Raw genomic sequence first — 18,330 nt, forward strand, 5'->3', positions numbered from 1 at the left:
CCATGGTCTGAAGAATTCTGTTTTAGAGAATGTAACGACTTAAATCTTTGTCTTCTACGATCCCTTTCAACTTGGATTCAACCGCTGCCTTATCTATCGTTAGAGATCTTTGATTTTCAGGAAGATCAGGCCCTTCAAAGCTTAGGTCTTCCAAGAGTCTTTCCATAATCGTGTTCAATCTTCTTGCGCCAATGTTTTCATGCTTTTCGTTCATATCATAAGCAATCTTTGCAATTTCTCGAATTCCATCGGGAGCAAACTCTATCTTGATCCCATCTGTGGAAAGAAGCGCTTGGTATTGTTTTACAAGAGAAGATCTAGGCGCTGTTAAGATTTTTTCGAAATCGTCCATAGATAGTTTTTCCAATTCCACTCGGATTGGAAAGCGCCCTTGCAGTTCCGGGATTAGATCCGAAGGTTTGGACATGTGGAATGCACCGGCTGCGATGAATAGAATATGATCCGTTACGATCGGGCCGATCTTAGTGGTTACAGTCGCTCCTTCTACGATTGGTAGAAGGTCTCTTTGCACTCCTTCTCTGGAGACGTCTGCACCTGCTCTTCCTTCTCTGCTTGCGATCTTGTCTATCTCGTCTAAGAATACGATTCCCATCTCCTCTACTCTTTTCTGAGCTTCTCTCTGGAGTTTATCAGGATCTAAGAGTTTCTCCGCTTCGGCTTCTTCTAAGATCTTCATTGCTTCTGGGATCGGGAGTTTTCTCTTCTTTTGCTTTTTAGGCATGAGATCGCCTAGGACGTTCTGGATATGATTGTCCAATTCTTCCATATTTCCAGCGCCAAAGACCTGGAGCATAGGAAGTCCCTGCGGTCCAGCCTGTTGGATATCTATCTCTACGATTTGTTCATCCAATTTACCGGACTTCAGCTTCTTACGCATTGTCTCTCTGGTTTCGAGGAAGCGTTTCTCTCTTTCATCGTCGTCTTGGTTTACGCTGAAACCAATAGAAGGAGGATGAGGATCCGCAATAGAAGTCTTTTGTGGAAATGGTAAAAGAATATCTAATAAAGCGTCTTCGGCTCTTTCCTTTGCCTTGGCTTCTACTTCTTTTCTGAACTCTTGTTTGACTAAGTTCAAGGAAACCATTGCCAGATCTCGGATGATGCTTTCCACATCTCGGCCAACATATCCTACCTCTGTAAACTTAGTACTTTCTACCTTTAGAAAAGGTGCTCCGCAGAGTTTGGAAAGTCTACGCGCGATCTCTGTCTTGCCCACTCCAGTGGGTCCGATCATGATGATGTTCTTTGGATAAATTTCTTCTCTAAGTTCCGGATCTAGTTTTCTTCTTCTAGTTCGATTGCGAAGAGCGATCGCAACAGCCTTCTTTGCATTTTTCTGTCCGATAATATGTTCGTCTAACTTGGCGACGATCTCTCTAGGAGTCAGTTCATCGTCTTGAAACTTTGTTTCTTCTTTTAGATTTACTTGTGATATGGAGTCGCTCATTGCCCGATTTCCTCCACGATAATATTATGATTTGTATAAATGCAAATGTCTGCCGCGATATTCATGGCTTCTTTTACGATCTGGACCGGATCTAAGTTCGTATGGTTATAAAGTGCTCTTGCTGCAGAGAGTGCATAATTCCCTCCGGATCCAATGGCGAGTATTCCATCGTCAGGAGAGATTACATCTCCCGTTCCTGAAACTAAAAAAGACTCGTCCTTGTCGGCAACGATAAGCATTGCCTCTAATCTACGAAGCGCTCTGTCGGATCTCCATTCTCTCGCGAGTTCTACTGCACTTCTGGAGAGACTTCCTCCATATTCCTGCACTTTCTTTTCGAATAACTCGAATAAGGTGAATGCGTCGGCAGCGGAGCCAGCAAAGCCCGATACGATCTTGTCTGAATATAGCTTACGAACCTTGCGGGCAGTGTTTTTCATGACAGTGTTTCCGAAAGAAACCTGTCCGTCTCCCGCTATGGCTACTTTTCCGTTCTTACGAACACATAGGATTGTGGTGGCGTGTATTTTACTTGGATGAATCGAGTCTTGCATGGGGATGAGCCTTTCGGTAGACCTCTTTAATCTTTTCCTTACTCACACTTAGATAAACCTGTGTGGTGGATAGAGAGGAATGCCCCAAGAGCTCCTGAACGGCGCGAATATCCGCTCCCGCATCGAGTAAGTCCGTTGCGAACGTGTGACGGAATTTATGGGGAGTAATGGGTTTGTCCCATCCCATTCGTTTCCTTCTCTCGTTCAAAATATAACGAACCCCTCTCGTCGTCAGTTTATTTCCCTTTTGGTTCAGAAAAATTTCATCACATCTGGGACGGAACCTAGAACGAACGTCTAGATATTCTTTCAAGCTTGCGATCGCTTCTTTTCCTAAATAAACGAATCTTTCCTTTCTTCTCTTTCCCATGACTTTCAGAATGGAATGATCCGCAGATAATTGCGTTAACGTAGCATCTACCAGCTCGAATACCCTAAGCCCGGTAGAATACAATACTTCAATGATTGCCTTGTCTCTTAGATTTAAGATCTCGGAGGCGTTCTCGTTTTCGTATTCAAGAATACTTTCTGTCTCTTCTATCTTAAAATTTCTTGGCACTTGCTTTCTGGTTTTTGGGAAGCTTACCGAAAGAATAGGATTATTGGGTATTAGATTATCTTTTAATAAAACCTTATAGAAAGTTCTAAGGCTGGAAAGTTTTCTACTTTGGGTCCTTCTGTCCAGTCCTTGGTTTTTGGAGAGATATGCAAAATAAGAGCGAACATCAACCGATTCTAATTCGTAGATCTCGAGTTGTTCTTGTTGGCAGAATTCGAAGAAGGATTTTAAATCCAAGAGATACGCATTCAAAGTATTCTGAGAATAGTTTTTTTCAACTCTCAAGTATTCGTGAAATCTCCGGGCGGCAGAGTTTAATGTCTCCGAGGTAAATTCTGGGATTTTGACTGCGTATTCGCTCACGTATTTCTCCGGAGATAAATCCCCGAGAAATGCGTCGGGGTTAGTTTATCTATCGGAGGCTTTTGAAAAAAGGATCTGTCTTTCCCGGACCCAATCCGAGATTTTTTGTTTTGCCTGAGTGAATAATTCAGGGAACTGAGAGATTTCTTCCTTATTAAAATTCGCTAGAACATGTCCTGAAGTAAGAGAACTGTCTCCCGGTTTTCCTACCCCGAACCGAAGACGGTGGAAATTGGGAGAGCCTAATTTCTCGATAATATCTCTCAAGCCGTTGTGGCCCCCGTGTCCTCCGTTCAGTTTGAATTTCAGTTTGGCAAAAGGAAAGTCCACTTCGTCGTGAATGACTAGAATATTCTCAGGTTGGATCCCGTTCTTTCTAGAAAGTTCTGCGATCGCTCTTCCGGAGAGATTCATAAACTCCAAAGGCTTTAATAGATGAAAGGAGATACCGTCCTTATCTATTTTTCCTTTCTCCTCTTTGGAAGAAGAGGACAGAGATACTCCCCAATCCTTGGCTAGATCGTCTAACACAAGAAATCCGATATTGTGACGGTTCTTTTCGTATTTTGGTCCGGGATTTCCGAGACCTACTAATAAAATTTTTAGGTTTGCCATGCTTGGAGGATCAGGTTCAACATTTTCTCGGTGGCGAGTACTGCAGCGATGGTTTGGTCGCTATGAACGCCTATGGTCTTAAAATTCTCTTCTTCGTGGTTCTCTACAGCTTTGTTCCAGGTGATCATGGTTTCGACTAACGCGTCCGTTTTTCCTCCAGGAGGAATACGAACTTCATAGTCCACGAGTCTTGGAATGGAGATGCCTGCTTTAGTAGCTATATTTGCGAGAGCGGACATGAATGCATCATAGCCTCCATCCCCTTCTCCTTCTTCTGAGTATTGCTTGCCATTTAATTCCAGGGCAACGAATGCTTTGGGACGAATGCCTAACCCGGAGTTGATCTTGCAGTCTATAATCTTTAATGCAGATTGGGAGCCAGAAGAACCAGATACGTCTGCAATGATAAACGGAAGATCTTCTGGAGTAATCGTCTTGTTCTTGTCTCCAAGTTCGATCACTTTTTCTAAGACTTTCTTTTCGACCTCCGGAGAAAGCACGAGCCCCAATTGTTTTAGGTTTTCTGAGATGCTTGCCTTTCCTGCTAGTTTGCCTAGAGCGTAGCTTCTCTTTCTTCCGAATCTTTCCGGAAGGATCGGGTTTGCGTATAGATTTCCTTTTTTATCTCCGTCCGCGTGCACTCCTGCAGTTTGAGTGAATACGTCTTCTCCTACGACAGGACGATTTGCTGAGATCCTTTTTCCGCTAAACACTTCCACGAGTCTGCTTGCTTCCGTGATCGCTTTTTCGTCCACTCCGGTGTGAATTCCGGCCTTATCATGCAATGCAGTGATCACTGCTTCCAAAGGAGAATTTCCCGCTCTTTCGCCAAGGCCATTTACGCTAACGTGTAAACCTTTAGCTCCCGCTTTTACAGCAAACAAACAATTTGCTACGGAAAGATCGTAATCATTATGCCCATGGAATTCGAAATGAAGCTCTGGATATTTCTGGGTAAGAAGTGAGATCCCTGCATACGTTTCTTCTGGAGCCAAAACTCCTAATGTATCCGGAAGAAAGATTTTTCCTAAAGGTTCATTGGAAAGATGAGAAACGAAGTCCAAAACGTATTCTTTGCTATTTAAATATCCGTTGGACCAATCTTCTAAATATATATTAACTTCGAGGCCATTCTTCTTAGCATAAGAAATGGTTTCGGAAACTTCTTCGAAATGCTCCCTGGGACTTTTCTTGAGTTGTCCTTCTAAATGTTTGAGAGATCCTTTTGTGAGTAAGTTGAGGGTCTTTGCACCGGAAGCTAAAATCCAATCCACACTTTTATGAGAGTCCACAAAGCCTAGGATCTCGATCCGATCTCCTACGGATTCCGAATTGGCCCATTCCATGATGCGGCGAACGCTTTCTAGTTCTCCCTGAGAAACTCTTGCGGAAGCGATCTCTACACGATCCACTTTCAGGTTTTGCAGAAGGAATTTTGCAATATTCAATTTTTCGGATGCGGAGAAGCTTACGCCTCTAGTCTGCTCTCCATCTCGAAGAGTCACATCCAGAATTTGCACCTTGGATCTTTGTTCCTTCATTTTAAGTACTTCTTTAAATCTTCCGCCGAAGGGCCCATGATCTCGATCAGAGTAGATCCCGGATTTCCTATATTTAACCCTGCGTCTTCGAGGACTTTTAGGTAAGAATGATTTCGGATATAATCCTCGGTCATTTTACGCAAGACTCCTTCTCCAATCCCGTGGATCACCTCGACTAGGGTTTCCCCTTTCAAGAAAGCTTCTTGAATCTCTTTGTCCAGGATCCGATACGCTTCTTCGAATCTCATCTTGCGGATATAAATTGTTCTCGGACCTTTCTGGTTTCTTCCGGAACCTTTATCTCTCGGCATCCTAAGACCATCCTAGTCGGGCCATTCTCCGCGAAAACAAAGAAATTGGATTTTTGCTTTCCCTTTACGGACCCCATGATAGAGTTTCCTTTCTTAAAATCTGGAAAAAGGTCCGGAAGGTTGGCAGAAGAACAAGATCGCAAAATTTCCCGGAATACGGAAAAGAGAAGAGCCGCAATCTGCGGAGGTACTCTAGGTAGAGAAAATCGTTACTATATCCGCGGACAAGTCGTGGATATAGGTATCACCGAAGATATGACAGACCCGAAGGATTGGGATCTGTTTACCGGCTTATTCAAGGGGCAGGAAAAAGAGATCACTCCTTTTCTGGACTATGGTCTCGAGTCCGTGCGTAAACCAATCCTTCTCGCAGAAATTGTGGACGGATCCGGAAATGTTTTGCATAGATCTCCGGAGATCAGAGGAGACGAAAGCGGCTTCTTCTTTCATGAGTTTACTTTCCCGCTCAAGCCTGGAAATTATCAGTTCTATATCCATTTCTTAAAGCCGGATTCTTACAGACAGTTCGGAAAGGACCTAGCTTACTTAAACACTCCCGGAAAACACGAGTTAGTTTCTCAAAGTTTGATCGGAAAGGGAGCATTACGTATTCTGTCCGAAGATTACTCTGGGTTAGTCACCACTTCGGATATAGACCAAACCTATCTTGCAACGGATATCCATTCGAATAAAGGAAAGATTTCCACTCTATTCGAGACTTCAGAACAGAAACTTCCCTTGCCTGGGATGCCGACTCTATTCAGAGAACTGAGAGAGAATACGAGTGATTCTCCTCTTTGCTTCATTTCGGCGAGCCCTCATTTTTTCAGAAGAACCCTTCTCTCCACATTTCGCGTGCAGCAAGTACGAACAGAATCCCTTCACTTAAAATATTTAGAAGGTACCATCAAAGGAATGGTGGATAAGTTTTGGGATACCTTATCTCATCCTACTCGATTTTTGACGGAAGGACTTTGGGGAGCGCTCGAAAGAGTGCGTAAGTTTGCGGGATCTTCTTTTCAGAGCTTATTCGATCAATTGGCTTATAAGCTTACCATTCTCTTAAGAGATAGGATCTATCTTCCTACGAATTCGAAAGAGATTTTAATGGGAGATAATACCGAAAGCGATTATCTGATCTTCATATTATACCAAGTCATTCTAACAGGAGCTCTCCAGGGAAAGGAGCTAGAAGATTATCTCTATAAATTGAATTTTCTAGGAAGGGATGCAATCACTCGGGACAATGCAAAACTCATCCGAGAACTTGCCGAAGAAAACAGAAGAATTCACGGAGATATCAATCCGGTCGAATTAGTACTCGTGAATAAGACTGAACTTGGGCCTCCTTCCGAGGAAATGCAATGGAATGTAAGAGGAGCTCTTCCTACCGGAATAGATCCTTGGAAAAATCCGGATATAAAAGCATACCTTCCAACCGACGGTGCTTTAGGATTCGCTCTGATTCTAGTCGAAAAGGAGATCTTGGACCTTTCTTCCGTTTTGAAAATTGCAGGCGAAATGGCTGGCCAATGGTTTGAAGGAAAGGTAATCGACTCGAGTTTCTTATTGGAACTTGCAAAAAAGCTGGAACTTCCGCAAGACGTTCGGCCTATTCATAAGAAATTCGTAAAGACATTGAAAGAAGTGCTCGAAGTTTAGGCTTTTTTCTTTTCTATTACCTTTTTATAAAGTATAAATCCAAGGACGGCGAGTATAAGAGTCGCAGTCGCTATCCTATTGTAGAGAGAAAGAAATTCCAATACCTTCTCCCAATGGCTTCCCAAATAGAAACCTCCGTAGATCAGTATTCCGCACCATAAGAATACTGCTAAGGAAAAATAAGAGAAGAAGACTGCGGGGCTCATGTCCGTCATTCCCGCCACAATCGAAACAAAGAATCGTATTCCCGCTGAAAAACGGGAAAAGATCACTACGAGAGTACTGTTTCTGGAAAACCAATCCAATGTCTTTTGGATAGAATCCTCGTTGTATAATTCCGATTTAAAAGGAAATTCTTTTGTCTTCAGCCAATCCAAGAGTTTGTGGCCGAAGGAATACATGATCCAAGCGCCTGCAAGATTTCCGAATAGAGTGCTCGTGGCCAATTCCCAGAAACCGATCCCTCCTCTTGCAAGTAAGAATCCTCCGAATGCGGTGACAGTATCTCCCGGCCAAGGAGGAAAAACGTTTTCGGTTAAATTGGAAAAGGCAAAGAAGAACCAAACGAGAGCGCTGGGCAGACCGGCGACCCAATCCAAAAGGATCTGGATGTATGAATCGAATCCGGTAAATTGCATCTAAAAAGGATTGTCAAGGTGGGAGCATTGGATTCAACTAAATTTCGTGGAATCCTCCAGTTTCTCGCCTAAGCGAATTCTTACTCTTCTTCTCATACTCATCGTAAATGTTTCTCTTTTTTCTCAGGAGCAGGTTCTTCCGGAAATGCCCGCGTTAGATCCTGTAAAACCGCAAAAACAAGATAGACCAAAACCAAGAATTTTTCGTTACAATCGACTCACTATCCAAGAGGATCCGTACAAGGCTCCTTCTTCCATTCCCAGGGATTTTGTTCCTCCTCAAAACAGTACTTTATTGTTTTCTACTGAACTGAAATCGGATCGCTTACTGGAAAATAAGGAATCCATCGTTGTTTTTAAGAGCAGCTTCTCCAAACAGGTGCTGGAAACCTATTATGAGATCCTGATCTTCAATTTGAATCATAAGATGTTACAAAACCAAAAAACGGATGCAAAGAGTTTGTATTTGGTCGAAGTATTCGGACGAAAGACTGTCGCGATCTCCATCGTTCCGAGCGAGAAAGGTTCATTAGTGAAATTATTTCATAGAACCTCGGGAGGATTCTGATGCCCGATAAGGACGGAATGGACGCAACAAACAGAAAGATATTCAATATCGTTCTGGGGATTTTTTGCCTGGGAGCGGCGACACTGCTCTTCGTGGTATTAAGGCCTTATTTCTATTCCGCATTGGTTGCCTTGATCCTTTATCTCGCAACCCGAAAGCAGTACAAGCAACTCAGAAGACTTGTAGGTCCTCGTTTCGAGTCTTTCGCTCCTTGGATCATGATCGGTTCTGTCTGTATGATCGTGCTTCTTCCTTCTTATTTTATGATCCGAACTTTGATAGAAGAATCTCTTTCTATCCTATTCAAGATTCGTATCTCTCTTTCGGAAGATAAGATCATAGATACGATGATGAATCTGAATATCCTTACGGATCTTGTTACGGACAATCCTTTCTTTTGGGTGAAACTCCCCGAAATCTATGGAGAGTTTGCGAGAAATTATATAGATATTCTGAACCTAGACAGCTTGTACGCGGTATTGAGCAATGCATCTTCCTTTATTCTGGGTTCCATCGATCTTCCTGCCGGGATTATCATGAATCTATTCTTTTCCGTTCTACTCTTGTTCTTCTTCTATCAAGACGGAAGAAAGATAGAAAGGTTTATCTTGGACAACCTTCCCTTCTCCGCAGAAGTAGAGGAACAGGTTGGAAGAAAGATTGCTGCCGCCGTGCAGACAGTATTTAAAGGAAATCTAATCGTTTCCATCATGCAAGGAGCGGGAATTTATATCCTTTTACTCTTTGCTAAGATCTCTAACCCGTTTTTATACGCGAGTCTTGCTGCCTTCTTCTCTCTTATTCCTGTGATTGGAACTTCGGTAGTTTGGCTTCCGATCGGACTGTATTTGATGTTCATAGAGAATAATATCATAGGCGCAAGCTTCTTCATGATCATGGGCCTGACTCTCTATATCGTTTTAGAAAACGTAGTCAAACCGAAGATGTTGGATAAGAAATTGAGGATCCATCCTCTTTTGATCTTTCTCTCTCTTATCGGAGGGATCCAAGAATTCGGGATCATGGGACTGGTGCTTGGGCCGGTAGCGGTTACCATGGTAGTGATCCTTTGGGATTTCTGGAAATTGTACAGAAAAGATTTTTTTGCCAGCTAAGATCTGATGGAAGAAAGCAAACCTCTTTCCGTTTCGGAAGTCAATTCCATCATCAAGCAGTTACTGACCGGGCCGGAGATTCTCAGGAATATCTGCGTGCAGGGCGAGATCTCGAATTATTCGAAATCTCACCAAGGTCATATTTACTTCAATCTAAAGGATCCTAAATCCTTAATTGCCTGTACCTTCTTCTCTTATAGCAATGGAAGATATAAAGGAAAGTCTCTTGAAAACGGAATGGAGATTAAGGCGTACGGAACTGTTTCCGTTTACGAGCCTAGGGGACAATACAATTTAAATATTTCTAAAGTAGAAGAGCTGGGCCAGGGAGATCTACTGCTACAAGTAGAAGCTCTCAAGCAAAAGCTCGCGGCTCAGGGAGTATTCGACCCTGATAGAAAGCGTAGTCTCCCTGCTTTTCCTTGGAGGATAGGTGTTGCCACTTCTCCCACAGGAGCGGCGATCGAGGATATTATCCGGATCGCAAAACAAAGGTTTCCTAAGATAGATATTTTGATCTCTCCTTGCTTAGTCCAGGGAGATGGAGCTCCTGACTCTATCGTGAGCGCGATCCGAGAATTGAACGATGCTCGTTGGGATGTGGATCTCATCATTGCAGGCCGAGGCGGAGGTAGCTACGAGGATCTCATGGCATTCAATGAGGAGAAGGTTGTACTTGCATTTGCCGAGTCCAGAGTGCCTATCATTTCTGCTGTGGGCCACCAGATTGATTCAGTGCTCTCCGATCTGGCAGCCGATCATTTTGCTCCTACACCTACTGCAGCGGCTGAAATGGCAGTACCCGAAATGGAAGCGGTCGAAGCGGAACTTTCCGAAATAGAAATCCGTTTAAAGACGGCTCTGAAGAACCAAGCGGTGAATTTAAAGGAAAAGCTACGAATTCTTACGAATAAGAAAGCATTCATAGAACCTAGATCCATGCTAAACGATAGGATCCTACAGTTGGATGAGATCAGCTCCCGCATCCATCTTCTGGGAAAAAATTATATCATGACCTCGCAGAACCGATTTACGCCGATCGCAAATGCTCTATCGACTTCCTTTAAGACTCAATTGGAAAGAAAGAGAAAGGAATTCCAACTTCTCTCAGGAAAGGTGGATGGGTTCTCTCCTTTAGGGACCTTAAAGAGAGGATATTCCGTAGTTAGAAAGAAGGGAAAAAAAGTCGTTACTTCTCCGAGCCAATTGGAGAAAGAGGAAGAACTCGAGGTCATTTTGGCGGAAGGAAGGATCCGAGTCTCATACCAGGGTGAAATCAAATGACAAAGAAGACGGAAATTAGTTTCGAACAGGCCTTAACCGAATTGGAGCAGATCGCTGAGAATTTGGAAAGAGGACAATTGACCCTAGAAGAAAGTATTAAATCCTACGAAAGAGGAATGGAATTAAAAACAATCTGCCAATCCATCTTGGCCGAAGCCGAAGGAAAGATAGAATATCTGTCTAAATCCGGCGCTGGAGAGACCCAAAAGAAAACCGCAAGTCCTAAATCGGAAACCTCTTCCAGAGCAGCTACTCCTCCATCAACTGACGAAGAATTATTCTGAAGAAAGTTGGGACTGGCCCCGTTCCCGTTAGAAAGATCATGCCGACTTTGGGGCACTGACCTTTACAAATTTATAATTTAGAAGAACCGGTTTTTCTGCGCTTTAAAGTATAACAGATCGGATCCTTTCTCTAAGATCCTCTTAATTCAAAAATTGTTTTTGAAAATACCAAACAAATAATCCTAACAGAAACACCCAGGAAAAGATCCCGAAATTTTTTCCGTTTAGGAATTTCTTCCATTCACTTTTACTAATATTCCATCTTAATCCGAAAAGAAAGATCCCTAAAAAAGAAACCGGGATACCATACGGATGATATTCCCAAGAACGAGAAAGATCTCCTCTAAAAAAGCAGATCACTGCCCTACTCAATCCGCAACCAGGACAATCCCAGCCGGTGAGATGTTTCCACCAGCAGACCGTAAACCAATACTCGGATTCGGTATCTAAAGGAAAATTCTTTGCGATCAATACACAAGTAACAAGGAGAAAGGTGAGGAAAATGGCATTCTTAGTTAGAATGAAAAGAATGCTGCGAGAAAAGACCGAGTCTGGCATAGACCCGGTCTCTTTCTGAGAGAAAAGATTAAGCAGACTTAGCTGCCGGTCCTGCATATTTCGCATCCGAGAATGCAAGAATAGGATACCCTACCGCAAAGATAAACAGGATCGCATAACCTGCAGTCTTGCCGAAGGATTTCGCCAGATCGATTGCGACTAGGATCGCGACGACCAAGTTAACGCAAGGAATGAAGTAAAGAAGAAGCCACCAGCCTGGTCTTCCTACGACTTCTAACAGAACATATAGGTTATAGAAGGGAATAATCGCTGCCCAACCCGGTTTGCCCGCTTTTTCGAAAATCTTCCAAAAGGAATAAATAAATAGTACTGCGATCGCTAGATAAACGATCAGGACTATAATACCGCCAATCCCTGAACCTGAACTTTCTTCCATCTTTTATGCTCCAAAAATGAGAATCTCGGAAAGTATATTTTTATTTTCCGGAAAGCAAGAAGAAAATCTGGTAAATTTTTAATTTCCGATCCGAACTAAGCTAGTTCACGCTTAAAGTAAAGGACCCCGCATCCGTGACCGGAACGACCAAACAACGGGTATCTCCGCTAGTTGTGCTCACTCCAGAGTAGGATTCCGTTCCCACATTCTCGCTCGTAAACTCTACTCCGCTGAAATTCGTAGGGGTAAGGGACACATTTTCGGAACCGATCCAAAGATCCGCTTCTCCTGTCGTAAAGTTGACATTGAAGGTATTGCTGGATCCATTCCCGGTAAAAAGGAAGAAGTAATAGTAATAGCTTAGGCCGGAAAATGTCGTAGTTCCTCCCACACTGATCGTGTAGGAACTGATGGTAGAATCAGAACATCCTCCTGAGGGAACAGGAGTAAATGTGGACCCGTAGGCGGAATACAATAAAGAAGCGGCAGAACTGTCGCTCGTGCTACTCGAATCTCCTGTAGTATGGCATGCCATGGAGAGAAAGAGTGCGATTAGGGGAAATACGGTCTTAGTTTCTAATAAATATTTCATTCAGATATGGCTCAGCGTTCTCTATAAGAAACCCGGTCACCAGGGTTTCGTTCCTAAAATACTTTCTATCTCCGAATTATCATTAGATGACAAAATCAAAAATTTTATCCAAAAGAACTAAACAAATGTGGGTAATAAGGGTCTAATAGAAAAACCCGAGCGGATCTCTATTTATAAGGCTGGAAAAAGCGAAGGAAATTGGCTCCCCCTGCAGGGCTCGAACCTGCGACCCAGTGATTAACAGTCACTTGCTCTACCGACTGAGCTAAAGGGGAGTTTCACGGTAGCAGAATCCAGTTTTTAGAAATGAGGCGAGCTGGCAATGAAAAATCTTCGAGACATAGGTATTTTTCTAACTGCCCTGCTCTAAGAAATTTCCCTGAAAACAGAACTGCTTTGGAAAAAGTGCTATGGGAAAATTTGAAAGCTATAGTAGCGTGACATAATCCAAAAAACGCACTATATTTTGCCGGAGTTTCATTGAGGAGCATGCTATGAAGCTAAATAAACATTTCACTTCACCCAATACGGGATTTTTTAAGGAATTGAATTGGGTAAAACGGAATTCTAAGATTTCGAACCCCGATGGTTCTGTCGTTTTCGAAGCTAAGGATATACTTGTTCCCGATCAGTGGTCCCAAGTTGCTGTCGATATTCTCGCTCAGAAATACTTCCGACGCAAAGGAGTGCCAAAATACTTAAAAAAAGTAGATGAAAAAGGCATTCCGGAATGGTTACAACGTTCCGAGCCCGACCAAGAGAAACTCACCTCTTTGAAACAAGAGGATCGCTTTGGCGGAGAGACTTCTGCTCTAGAAGTGTTCCATCGTTTAGCGGGATGCTGGACGTACTGGGGATACAAATACGGCTACTTCTCCGATGAGGAAAGCGCTAAGATCTTCTACGACGAAGTCGTACACATGCTCGCTTCTCAAATGGCTGCTCCTAATTCCCCGCAATGGTTCAATACAGGATTGCATTGGGCGTACGGGATCGACGGCAAATCCCAAGGCCATTTCTATGTAGATCCTACTAGTGGCAAACTAGTGAAGTCCGCTTCTGCATACGAACATCCACAACCTCATGCTTGTTTTATCCAAAGTGTGGACGACGATCTAGTGAACGAAGGCGGTATCATGGACCTTTGGGTTCGTGAGGCTCGTCTCTTTAAATATGGTTCCGGAACTGGAACGAACTTCTCTAATCTAAGAGCAGAAAACGAATCTCTTTCTGGCGGCGGAAAAAGCTCCGGTCTCATGAGTTTCTTAAAGATCGGTGACCGTGCTGCTGGCGCGATCAAATCCGGAGGAACCACTCGCCGTGCGGCCAAGATGGTTTGTTTGGATGTGGATCACCCGGATATCGATCGTTTCGTAGATTGGAAGGTAGAAGAAGAGAAGAAGGTAGCTTCTCTCGTGACCGGTTCCATTCTGAACAATCGCCATCTGAATGCGATCATGAAGGCTTGCTATGAGATGGAAGGTCCTGATCGCTTCGAGCCTACTAAAAACTCTGCTCTGAAAAAACAGATCCAAGAAGCTAAGAAGGTACTCATTCCTGATAATTATATCAAGAGAGTGATCGATCTTGCGAAACAAGGATACAAAGAGATCCTATTCGAAGAGTTAACCACCGACTGGCAATCCGAGGCATATAATACCGTTTCCGGTCAGAACAGCAATAACTCAGTTCGTCTTCCGAATGAGTTTATGAATGCTGTAGAACAAGACTTACCTTGGCATTTATTCAATAGAACGGAAAAAGAAAAGGCTCATAAAGAGAAAAGATCTCCTAAGCCTTCTAAAACGATCCGCGCTAGAGAACTTTGGGACAGGATTTCATTTGCTGCTTGGGCTTCTGCAGATCCAGGAACTCAGTATCATACTACTATCAACGAATGGCATACATGCCCTGAAGATGGAGCGATCAACGCGTCCAATCCTTGTTCAGAATACATGTTCTTGGACAATACTGCATGTAATCTTGCCTCTGCGAATCTACAGAAATTCATCGATCCGGAAACACTTGTTTTCGACGTAGAAGGTTTCCGTTATCTTTGCAGACTTTGGACTGTGATCCTTGAGATCTCTGTGACCATGGCTCAATTCCCTTCCAGAGAAATTGCGGAGCTTTCTTATAAATTCCGTACTCTTGGATTAGGATATGCAAACCTTGGTTCTGCTCTCATGATTATGGGAATTCCTTATGATTCTAAGGAAGCAATGTCCATTACCGGTGCTATCACCGCTATCATGCACATGACCGCGTATGCTACTTCTGCGGAAATGGCTAAGGAACTCGGACCTTTCTCTGGTTACGAAAAGAATAAGAAGCACATGCTTCAAGTGATCCGTAACCATAAAAGAGCTTCTTATAATGTTCCTTCTGAGGATTACGAAGGACTGACTATTAAGCCTGTTGGAATCGATCCTGCATTCTGCCCTTCTTATCTTTTGAAAGCGGCTCAAGAGGATTCAGACAAGGCTCTAAGTCTGGGAGAAGAATTCGGATACAGAAACGCTCAAGTAACTGTGATCGCTCCTACTGGAACCATAGGTCTGGTTATGGACTGTGATACTACAGGGATCGAGCCTGACTTCGCTCTTGTGAAATTCAAGAAACTTGCTGGTGGTGGATACTTCAAGATCATCAACCAATCCGTTCCATTAGCTCTTCGTAAATTAGGATATTCTTCTTCTGAAATCGAGTCTATTGTGAACTATTGTAAGGGACATGCCACTCTGAACGGGGCTCCGGTTGTCAATACCCAAAGCCTCAAAGAGAAAGGATTCACAAACGAGATCCTCGAAAAGGTAGAATCTTCCCTTCCATACGCATTCGATATCAATTTCGCATTCAACAAATTCAATTTGGGAGAAGACTTCCTCCAAAAGAATTTGGGAATCGCGAAAGAGACTTATGATACCTTCGCTTTCAATTTACTCGAGCATTTGGGCTTCTCCAAAGACGAGATCAATAAGGCGAATGATTATGTTTGCGGAACGATGACTATCGAGAACGCTCCTTATTTGAAAGAGAAAGATTATCCGGTATTCGATTGCGCGAACAAGTGCGGAAAATACGGAAAACGTTATCTTTCCTACGAGTCTCATATCCGTACTATGGCTGCGGCTCAACCTTTCATCAGTGGTGCGATCTCTAAGACGATCAACCTTCCGGAAGATGCAACCATCGAAGATATCAAAAACGCTTACTATATCTCTTGGAAGATGATGGTGAAAGCGAATGCTCTTTATCGTGACGGATCCAAACTTTCTCAACCTTTGAACTCTGTAATGGAGCTTCTAAACGGGATCGAATTGGAAGAGCAAGAGGAGATTGCAGAAGCTGCGGTTTCTAAAGATCCTTCTCAATTTGCGGAGAAGATTGTATACAAATACATCTCTCATAGACGCAAGCTCCCGAACCGACGCGCAGGTTATACTCAGAAAGCGGTTGTAGGTGGACACAAAGTTTACTTGAGAACCGGAGAATACGAAGACGGACAGCTCGGAGAGATCTTTGTGGATATGCATAAGGAAGGAGCAGCGTTTAGAAGTTTGATGAACGCATTTGCGATCTCCGTATCTCTCGGATTGCAACACGGAGTTCCTTTAGAAGAGTTCGTGGACGCATTCACTTTCTTCAAGTTTGAGCCAAATGGTATCGTGACCGGAAACAAACATATCAAAATGAGTACTTCCGTGATCGATTTCATTTTCCGAGAACTGGCAATCACCTATCTTGGAAGATACGATTTGGGTCAGGTAGCTCCTGAAGATTTGAGAGGGGACGAGATCGGCTCTAGAAAATCTTCTGAATCTATCCAACCGAAACCTGCTTCTTCTGTTCAGGAGGTAGCTTCCCCTGCGGAAACTATTCCTCAATCCGAACCGGAAACGATTTCCTATTCTCAGATGATGAGGACGGAAAAACCGAGTTCAGGAATCGCTTTGATGGAAGAGATCAAGCTTGCAAGGATCAAGGGTTATACTGGAGATTCCTGCACTGAGTGCGGGTCTTTCGAAATGGTAAGAAACGGTTCTTGCTTGAAATGTATGTCCTGCGGAGCGACCACTGGTTGCTCCTGATGAGAGTAAGCTTGATGATTTGAACGTTGGATAGAGAGGATAAGACTCTGAGAAAAACGCATTAGGATTCTTGGATTCTCTTTTCTTCCAAACTTTAAAAACTTCGTTTATATGAAAAAGCCCGGGTGATTTAAACCTGGGCTTTTTTATTTGTACGGAACTTTTAGGAAGAGCTGAATCTTTCTGAATGAATTTGTTCTTAAAATATATTCCCTGAAAAATTCAAAAGCTAAATCGATTATCGATTAAGGGACTAGGCCGCCATTCGGAAGAGAAGGTGGACCGTTCAGGCCTGGGATCTTGACTTCAGGTCTTTGGACGAGACCGGTAATAGGAAGACATTTCCCTCCCCCACTCTTTTCTAAGAGAGCAAGCATTCCTGCGATATCCTCTCTTTCTGAAGCAAAGTCTCTTTCTAATTCGAAACAAATGCGAAGATTCAATTGAGAGTTTGCAAAATTGTCTGCGAGCCTTAGATTTCCGTGCAGATCCAATCGTCCTATCGAAGTATCTATTAGAAATTCTTCAAAATCCAGATTTCCTTGGTCCAATTTGGAATTGATCATTATCTTATTGATCCTGAAATTTTCCACCTTTCCCAAGACCGGAAGTTCCGGCATTCCAGGTAGAAATCCTCTGCTTCCATCCGGCATTTTTAAGGAAAAGGAGCCGCTGTATCTACTCGCAGGAACTATAAGTGAATCTAATTTTAGATGTCCTTCTAATGCGTCGATTGTACCGACTTGGTCTCCGTCATATTCCACTTTGATTCCGCTGATATCAAAATCTCCATTGATCTTCTTGCGCATCAAGGAAATCAAACCTGCTTGGATCTCGGCCTTATTCGCTCTCATTTTAAAACTTTGGCCCATGATCTCCAGAGATTTAACGGAAACTTCTCCCAGTAAAACGGAGACCGACAATTCCCTGAAGAAGACCATGCTTGGTTGGTTGGAGGAAGAATTCAGTACCTGACGAACTATATTCTCATACGGAAATAATAAGATCAGAAATAACAGAAAGGAGAAGATGCCCGATCCTATCAGAATCAGTTTTTGTTTTAGGGAAAATCTAGGAGCGTCCTCTTCTGCATCTTCAGGAGGGAGATCTTCTAATTCCATGGTTAGGAATTCTTCTTCCTCGTTAGAGATGATTTCTTCCTCTTCTATATTTTTTTCGCGAGGCATATTTATTTTCCAACCACACTATAGGCTGCTATTTTCATGCTTATATCGTATGTATTTCTATCTTGGTAAGGTTTGTTCGTCTGAAAATATTCTACTCTTGCGTTCACCTTGTTGCCCTTATCTATATCATATACAACTGCAAGCATGGTCTCTAATGGAACGCCTCTGAAGTTTACATCGAATACGATGACCTGGTATTTTCCCTTGTCGATCTGTTTTGCCGGCACGGGTCGCATGGTCGAGATCCTGTCCTTTATACCATGCTCCATAAAGATCCTTTCCAACTTGGCGGAAAATTCACTTTGGTCTCTTTCTCCGCTGTTCACATTCTCCAAGGAATGGAAATACAGATACTCGGATATAATCTTATCCAGCTTCACGATCATTCCGGGAGTATCATTGACCCTTTCTCCCAGCTCGGATCGCATCTTATAAACTTTTCGAATGGCTAAGAAGATTAGCGCAAACGAGAGTACTCCTGCTGCGACCAGTATGAGTAAACGTTCTCTAGGTTCTAGTTTCTGCCACATAAAGAGTTCGTCC

The 18,330-nt window shown here is 43.1% G+C and carries 18 protein-coding genes and 1 tRNA gene; 6 read left to right on the forward strand and 13 right to left on the reverse strand.

Annotated elements, in window-relative coordinates; translation table 11 throughout:
* Positions 1 to 22 precede the first annotated feature (22 nt).
* Genes hslU through EHO59_RS14450 form a run of 6 tightly spaced genes read right to left on the reverse strand, consistent with a single transcriptional unit; the run spans position 23 to position 5,411 of the window.
* Positions 23 to 1,468, reverse strand: a complete 1,446-nt coding sequence (gene hslU, locus EHO59_RS14425) for an ATP-dependent protease ATPase subunit HslU (RefSeq protein ID WP_135589169.1) — start codon at positions 1,466 to 1,468, stop codon at positions 23 to 25.
* A complete protein-coding gene (gene hslV / locus EHO59_RS14430) occupies positions 1,465 to 2,022 on the reverse strand; it encodes an ATP-dependent protease subunit HslV (RefSeq protein WP_425460242.1) in 558 nt (185 codons plus the stop codon). The genes hslU and hslV overlap by 4 nt, the downstream gene beginning before the upstream one ends.
* Positions 1,997 to 2,944 carry a site-specific tyrosine recombinase/integron integrase gene (xerA, locus tag EHO59_RS14435; protein WP_135589170.1) on the reverse strand — a complete coding sequence of 316 codons (948 nt, stop codon included), beginning with the start codon at positions 2,942 to 2,944 and terminating at the stop codon, positions 1,997 to 1,999. Before xerA ends, hslV begins: the two co-directional genes overlap by 26 nt.
* Positions 2,945 to 2,989: 45 nt before the next feature.
* On the reverse strand, positions 2,990 to 3,559 hold the full coding sequence (gene pth / locus EHO59_RS14440) for an aminoacyl-tRNA hydrolase (protein WP_135589171.1): 570 nt from the start codon (positions 3,557 to 3,559) through the stop codon (positions 2,990 to 2,992).
* Positions 3,547 to 5,100 (reverse strand): (R)-citramalate synthase CimA, encoded by a 1,554-nt coding sequence (gene cimA, locus EHO59_RS14445; RefSeq protein WP_135589172.1) that lies wholly within the window; start codon positions 5,098 to 5,100, stop codon positions 3,547 to 3,549. The genes pth and cimA overlap by 13 nt, the downstream gene beginning before the upstream one ends.
* A complete protein-coding gene (locus tag EHO59_RS14450) occupies positions 5,097 to 5,411 on the reverse strand; it encodes a Smr/MutS family protein (protein ID WP_135589173.1) in 315 nt (104 codons plus the stop codon). Before EHO59_RS14450 ends, cimA begins: the two co-directional genes overlap by 4 nt.
* Positions 5,412 to 5,531: 120 nt before the next feature.
* Between EHO59_RS14450 and EHO59_RS14455 the strand changes: the two genes are divergently transcribed.
* Positions 5,532 to 7,073, forward strand: a complete 1,542-nt coding sequence (locus EHO59_RS14455) for a phosphatase domain-containing protein (RefSeq protein ID WP_135589174.1) — start codon at positions 5,532 to 5,534, stop codon at positions 7,071 to 7,073.
* Here the strand turns inward: EHO59_RS14455 and EHO59_RS14460 are convergent.
* Entirely contained in the window at positions 7,070 to 7,711 is a 642-nt protein-coding gene (locus tag EHO59_RS14460) for a DedA family protein (protein ID WP_135589175.1), read from the reverse strand. The two genes, EHO59_RS14455 and EHO59_RS14460, sit on opposite strands and share 4 nt — an antisense overlap.
* A gap of 46 nt (positions 7,712 to 7,757) precedes the next feature.
* Here EHO59_RS14460 and EHO59_RS14465 point away from each other — a divergent pair, with 46 nt between their 5' ends.
* Genes EHO59_RS14465 through EHO59_RS14480 form a run of 4 tightly spaced genes read left to right on the forward strand, consistent with a single transcriptional unit; the run spans position 7,758 to position 10,962 of the window.
* Positions 7,758 to 8,279, forward strand: a complete 522-nt coding sequence (locus tag EHO59_RS14465; protein WP_135589176.1) for a hypothetical protein — start codon at positions 7,758 to 7,760, stop codon at positions 8,277 to 8,279.
* On the forward strand, positions 8,279 to 9,394 hold the full coding sequence (locus tag EHO59_RS14470) for an AI-2E family transporter (protein WP_135589177.1): 1,116 nt from the start codon (positions 8,279 to 8,281) through the stop codon (positions 9,392 to 9,394). The genes EHO59_RS14465 and EHO59_RS14470 overlap by 1 nt, the downstream gene beginning before the upstream one ends.
* A gap of 6 nt (positions 9,395 to 9,400) precedes the next feature.
* A complete protein-coding gene (gene xseA, locus EHO59_RS14475) occupies positions 9,401 to 10,678 on the forward strand; it encodes an exodeoxyribonuclease VII large subunit (protein WP_135589178.1) in 1,278 nt (425 codons plus the stop codon).
* Entirely contained in the window at positions 10,675 to 10,962 is a 288-nt protein-coding gene (locus EHO59_RS14480; RefSeq protein WP_135589179.1) for an exodeoxyribonuclease VII small subunit, read from the forward strand. Before xseA ends, EHO59_RS14480 begins: the two co-directional genes overlap by 4 nt.
* A gap of 141 nt (positions 10,963 to 11,103) precedes the next feature.
* Here the strand turns inward: EHO59_RS14480 and EHO59_RS14485 are convergent, their stop codons facing one another.
* The 4 genes from EHO59_RS14485 to EHO59_RS14500 all read right to left on the reverse strand — a co-directional run bounded on the left by EHO59_RS14485 (position 11,104) and on the right by EHO59_RS14500 (position 12,784).
* Entirely contained in the window at positions 11,104 to 11,520 is a 417-nt protein-coding gene (locus tag EHO59_RS14485) for a DUF2752 domain-containing protein (RefSeq protein ID WP_246052957.1), read from the reverse strand.
* 28 nt (positions 11,521 to 11,548) lie between these two features.
* On the reverse strand, positions 11,549 to 11,917 hold the full coding sequence (locus EHO59_RS14490; protein WP_135589180.1) for a DUF5684 domain-containing protein: 369 nt from the start codon (positions 11,915 to 11,917) through the stop codon (positions 11,549 to 11,551).
* 100 nt (positions 11,918 to 12,017) lie between these two features.
* The gene (locus EHO59_RS14495; protein WP_135589181.1) at positions 12,018 to 12,509 is read right to left on the reverse strand and encodes a hypothetical protein; all 492 of its coding nucleotides are present in this window, start codon (positions 12,507 to 12,509) and stop codon (positions 12,018 to 12,020) included.
* A gap of 199 nt (positions 12,510 to 12,708) precedes the next feature.
* A tRNA-Asn gene (locus tag EHO59_RS14500) sits at positions 12,709 to 12,784 on the reverse strand.
* 219 nt (positions 12,785 to 13,003) lie between these two features.
* On the opposite strand from EHO59_RS14500, the gene EHO59_RS14505 reads away from it, so the two are divergent.
* Positions 13,004 to 16,600 carry a vitamin B12-dependent ribonucleotide reductase gene (locus EHO59_RS14505; RefSeq protein ID WP_135589182.1) on the forward strand — a complete coding sequence of 1,199 codons (3,597 nt, stop codon included), beginning with the start codon at positions 13,004 to 13,006 and terminating at the stop codon, positions 16,598 to 16,600.
* 245 nt (positions 16,601 to 16,845) lie between these two features.
* On the opposite strand, the gene gspN is transcribed toward EHO59_RS14505, so the two are convergent.
* Positions 16,846 to 17,787 carry a type II secretion system protein GspN gene (gene gspN / locus EHO59_RS14510; RefSeq protein ID WP_135589183.1) on the reverse strand — a complete coding sequence of 314 codons (942 nt, stop codon included), beginning with the start codon at positions 17,785 to 17,787 and terminating at the stop codon, positions 16,846 to 16,848.
* Positions 17,788 to 17,789: 2 nt separating this feature from the next.
* Positions 17,790 to 18,317, reverse strand: coding sequence for a hypothetical protein (locus tag EHO59_RS14515; protein WP_135589184.1), 528 nt, complete (start codon positions 18,315 to 18,317; stop codon positions 17,790 to 17,792).
* Positions 18,318 to 18,330 lie beyond the last annotated feature (13 nt).

This window comes from Leptospira semungkisensis (assembly GCF_004770055.1).
Taxonomy (GTDB): domain Bacteria; phylum Spirochaetota; class Leptospiria; order Leptospirales; family Leptospiraceae; genus Leptospira_B; species Leptospira_B semungkisensis.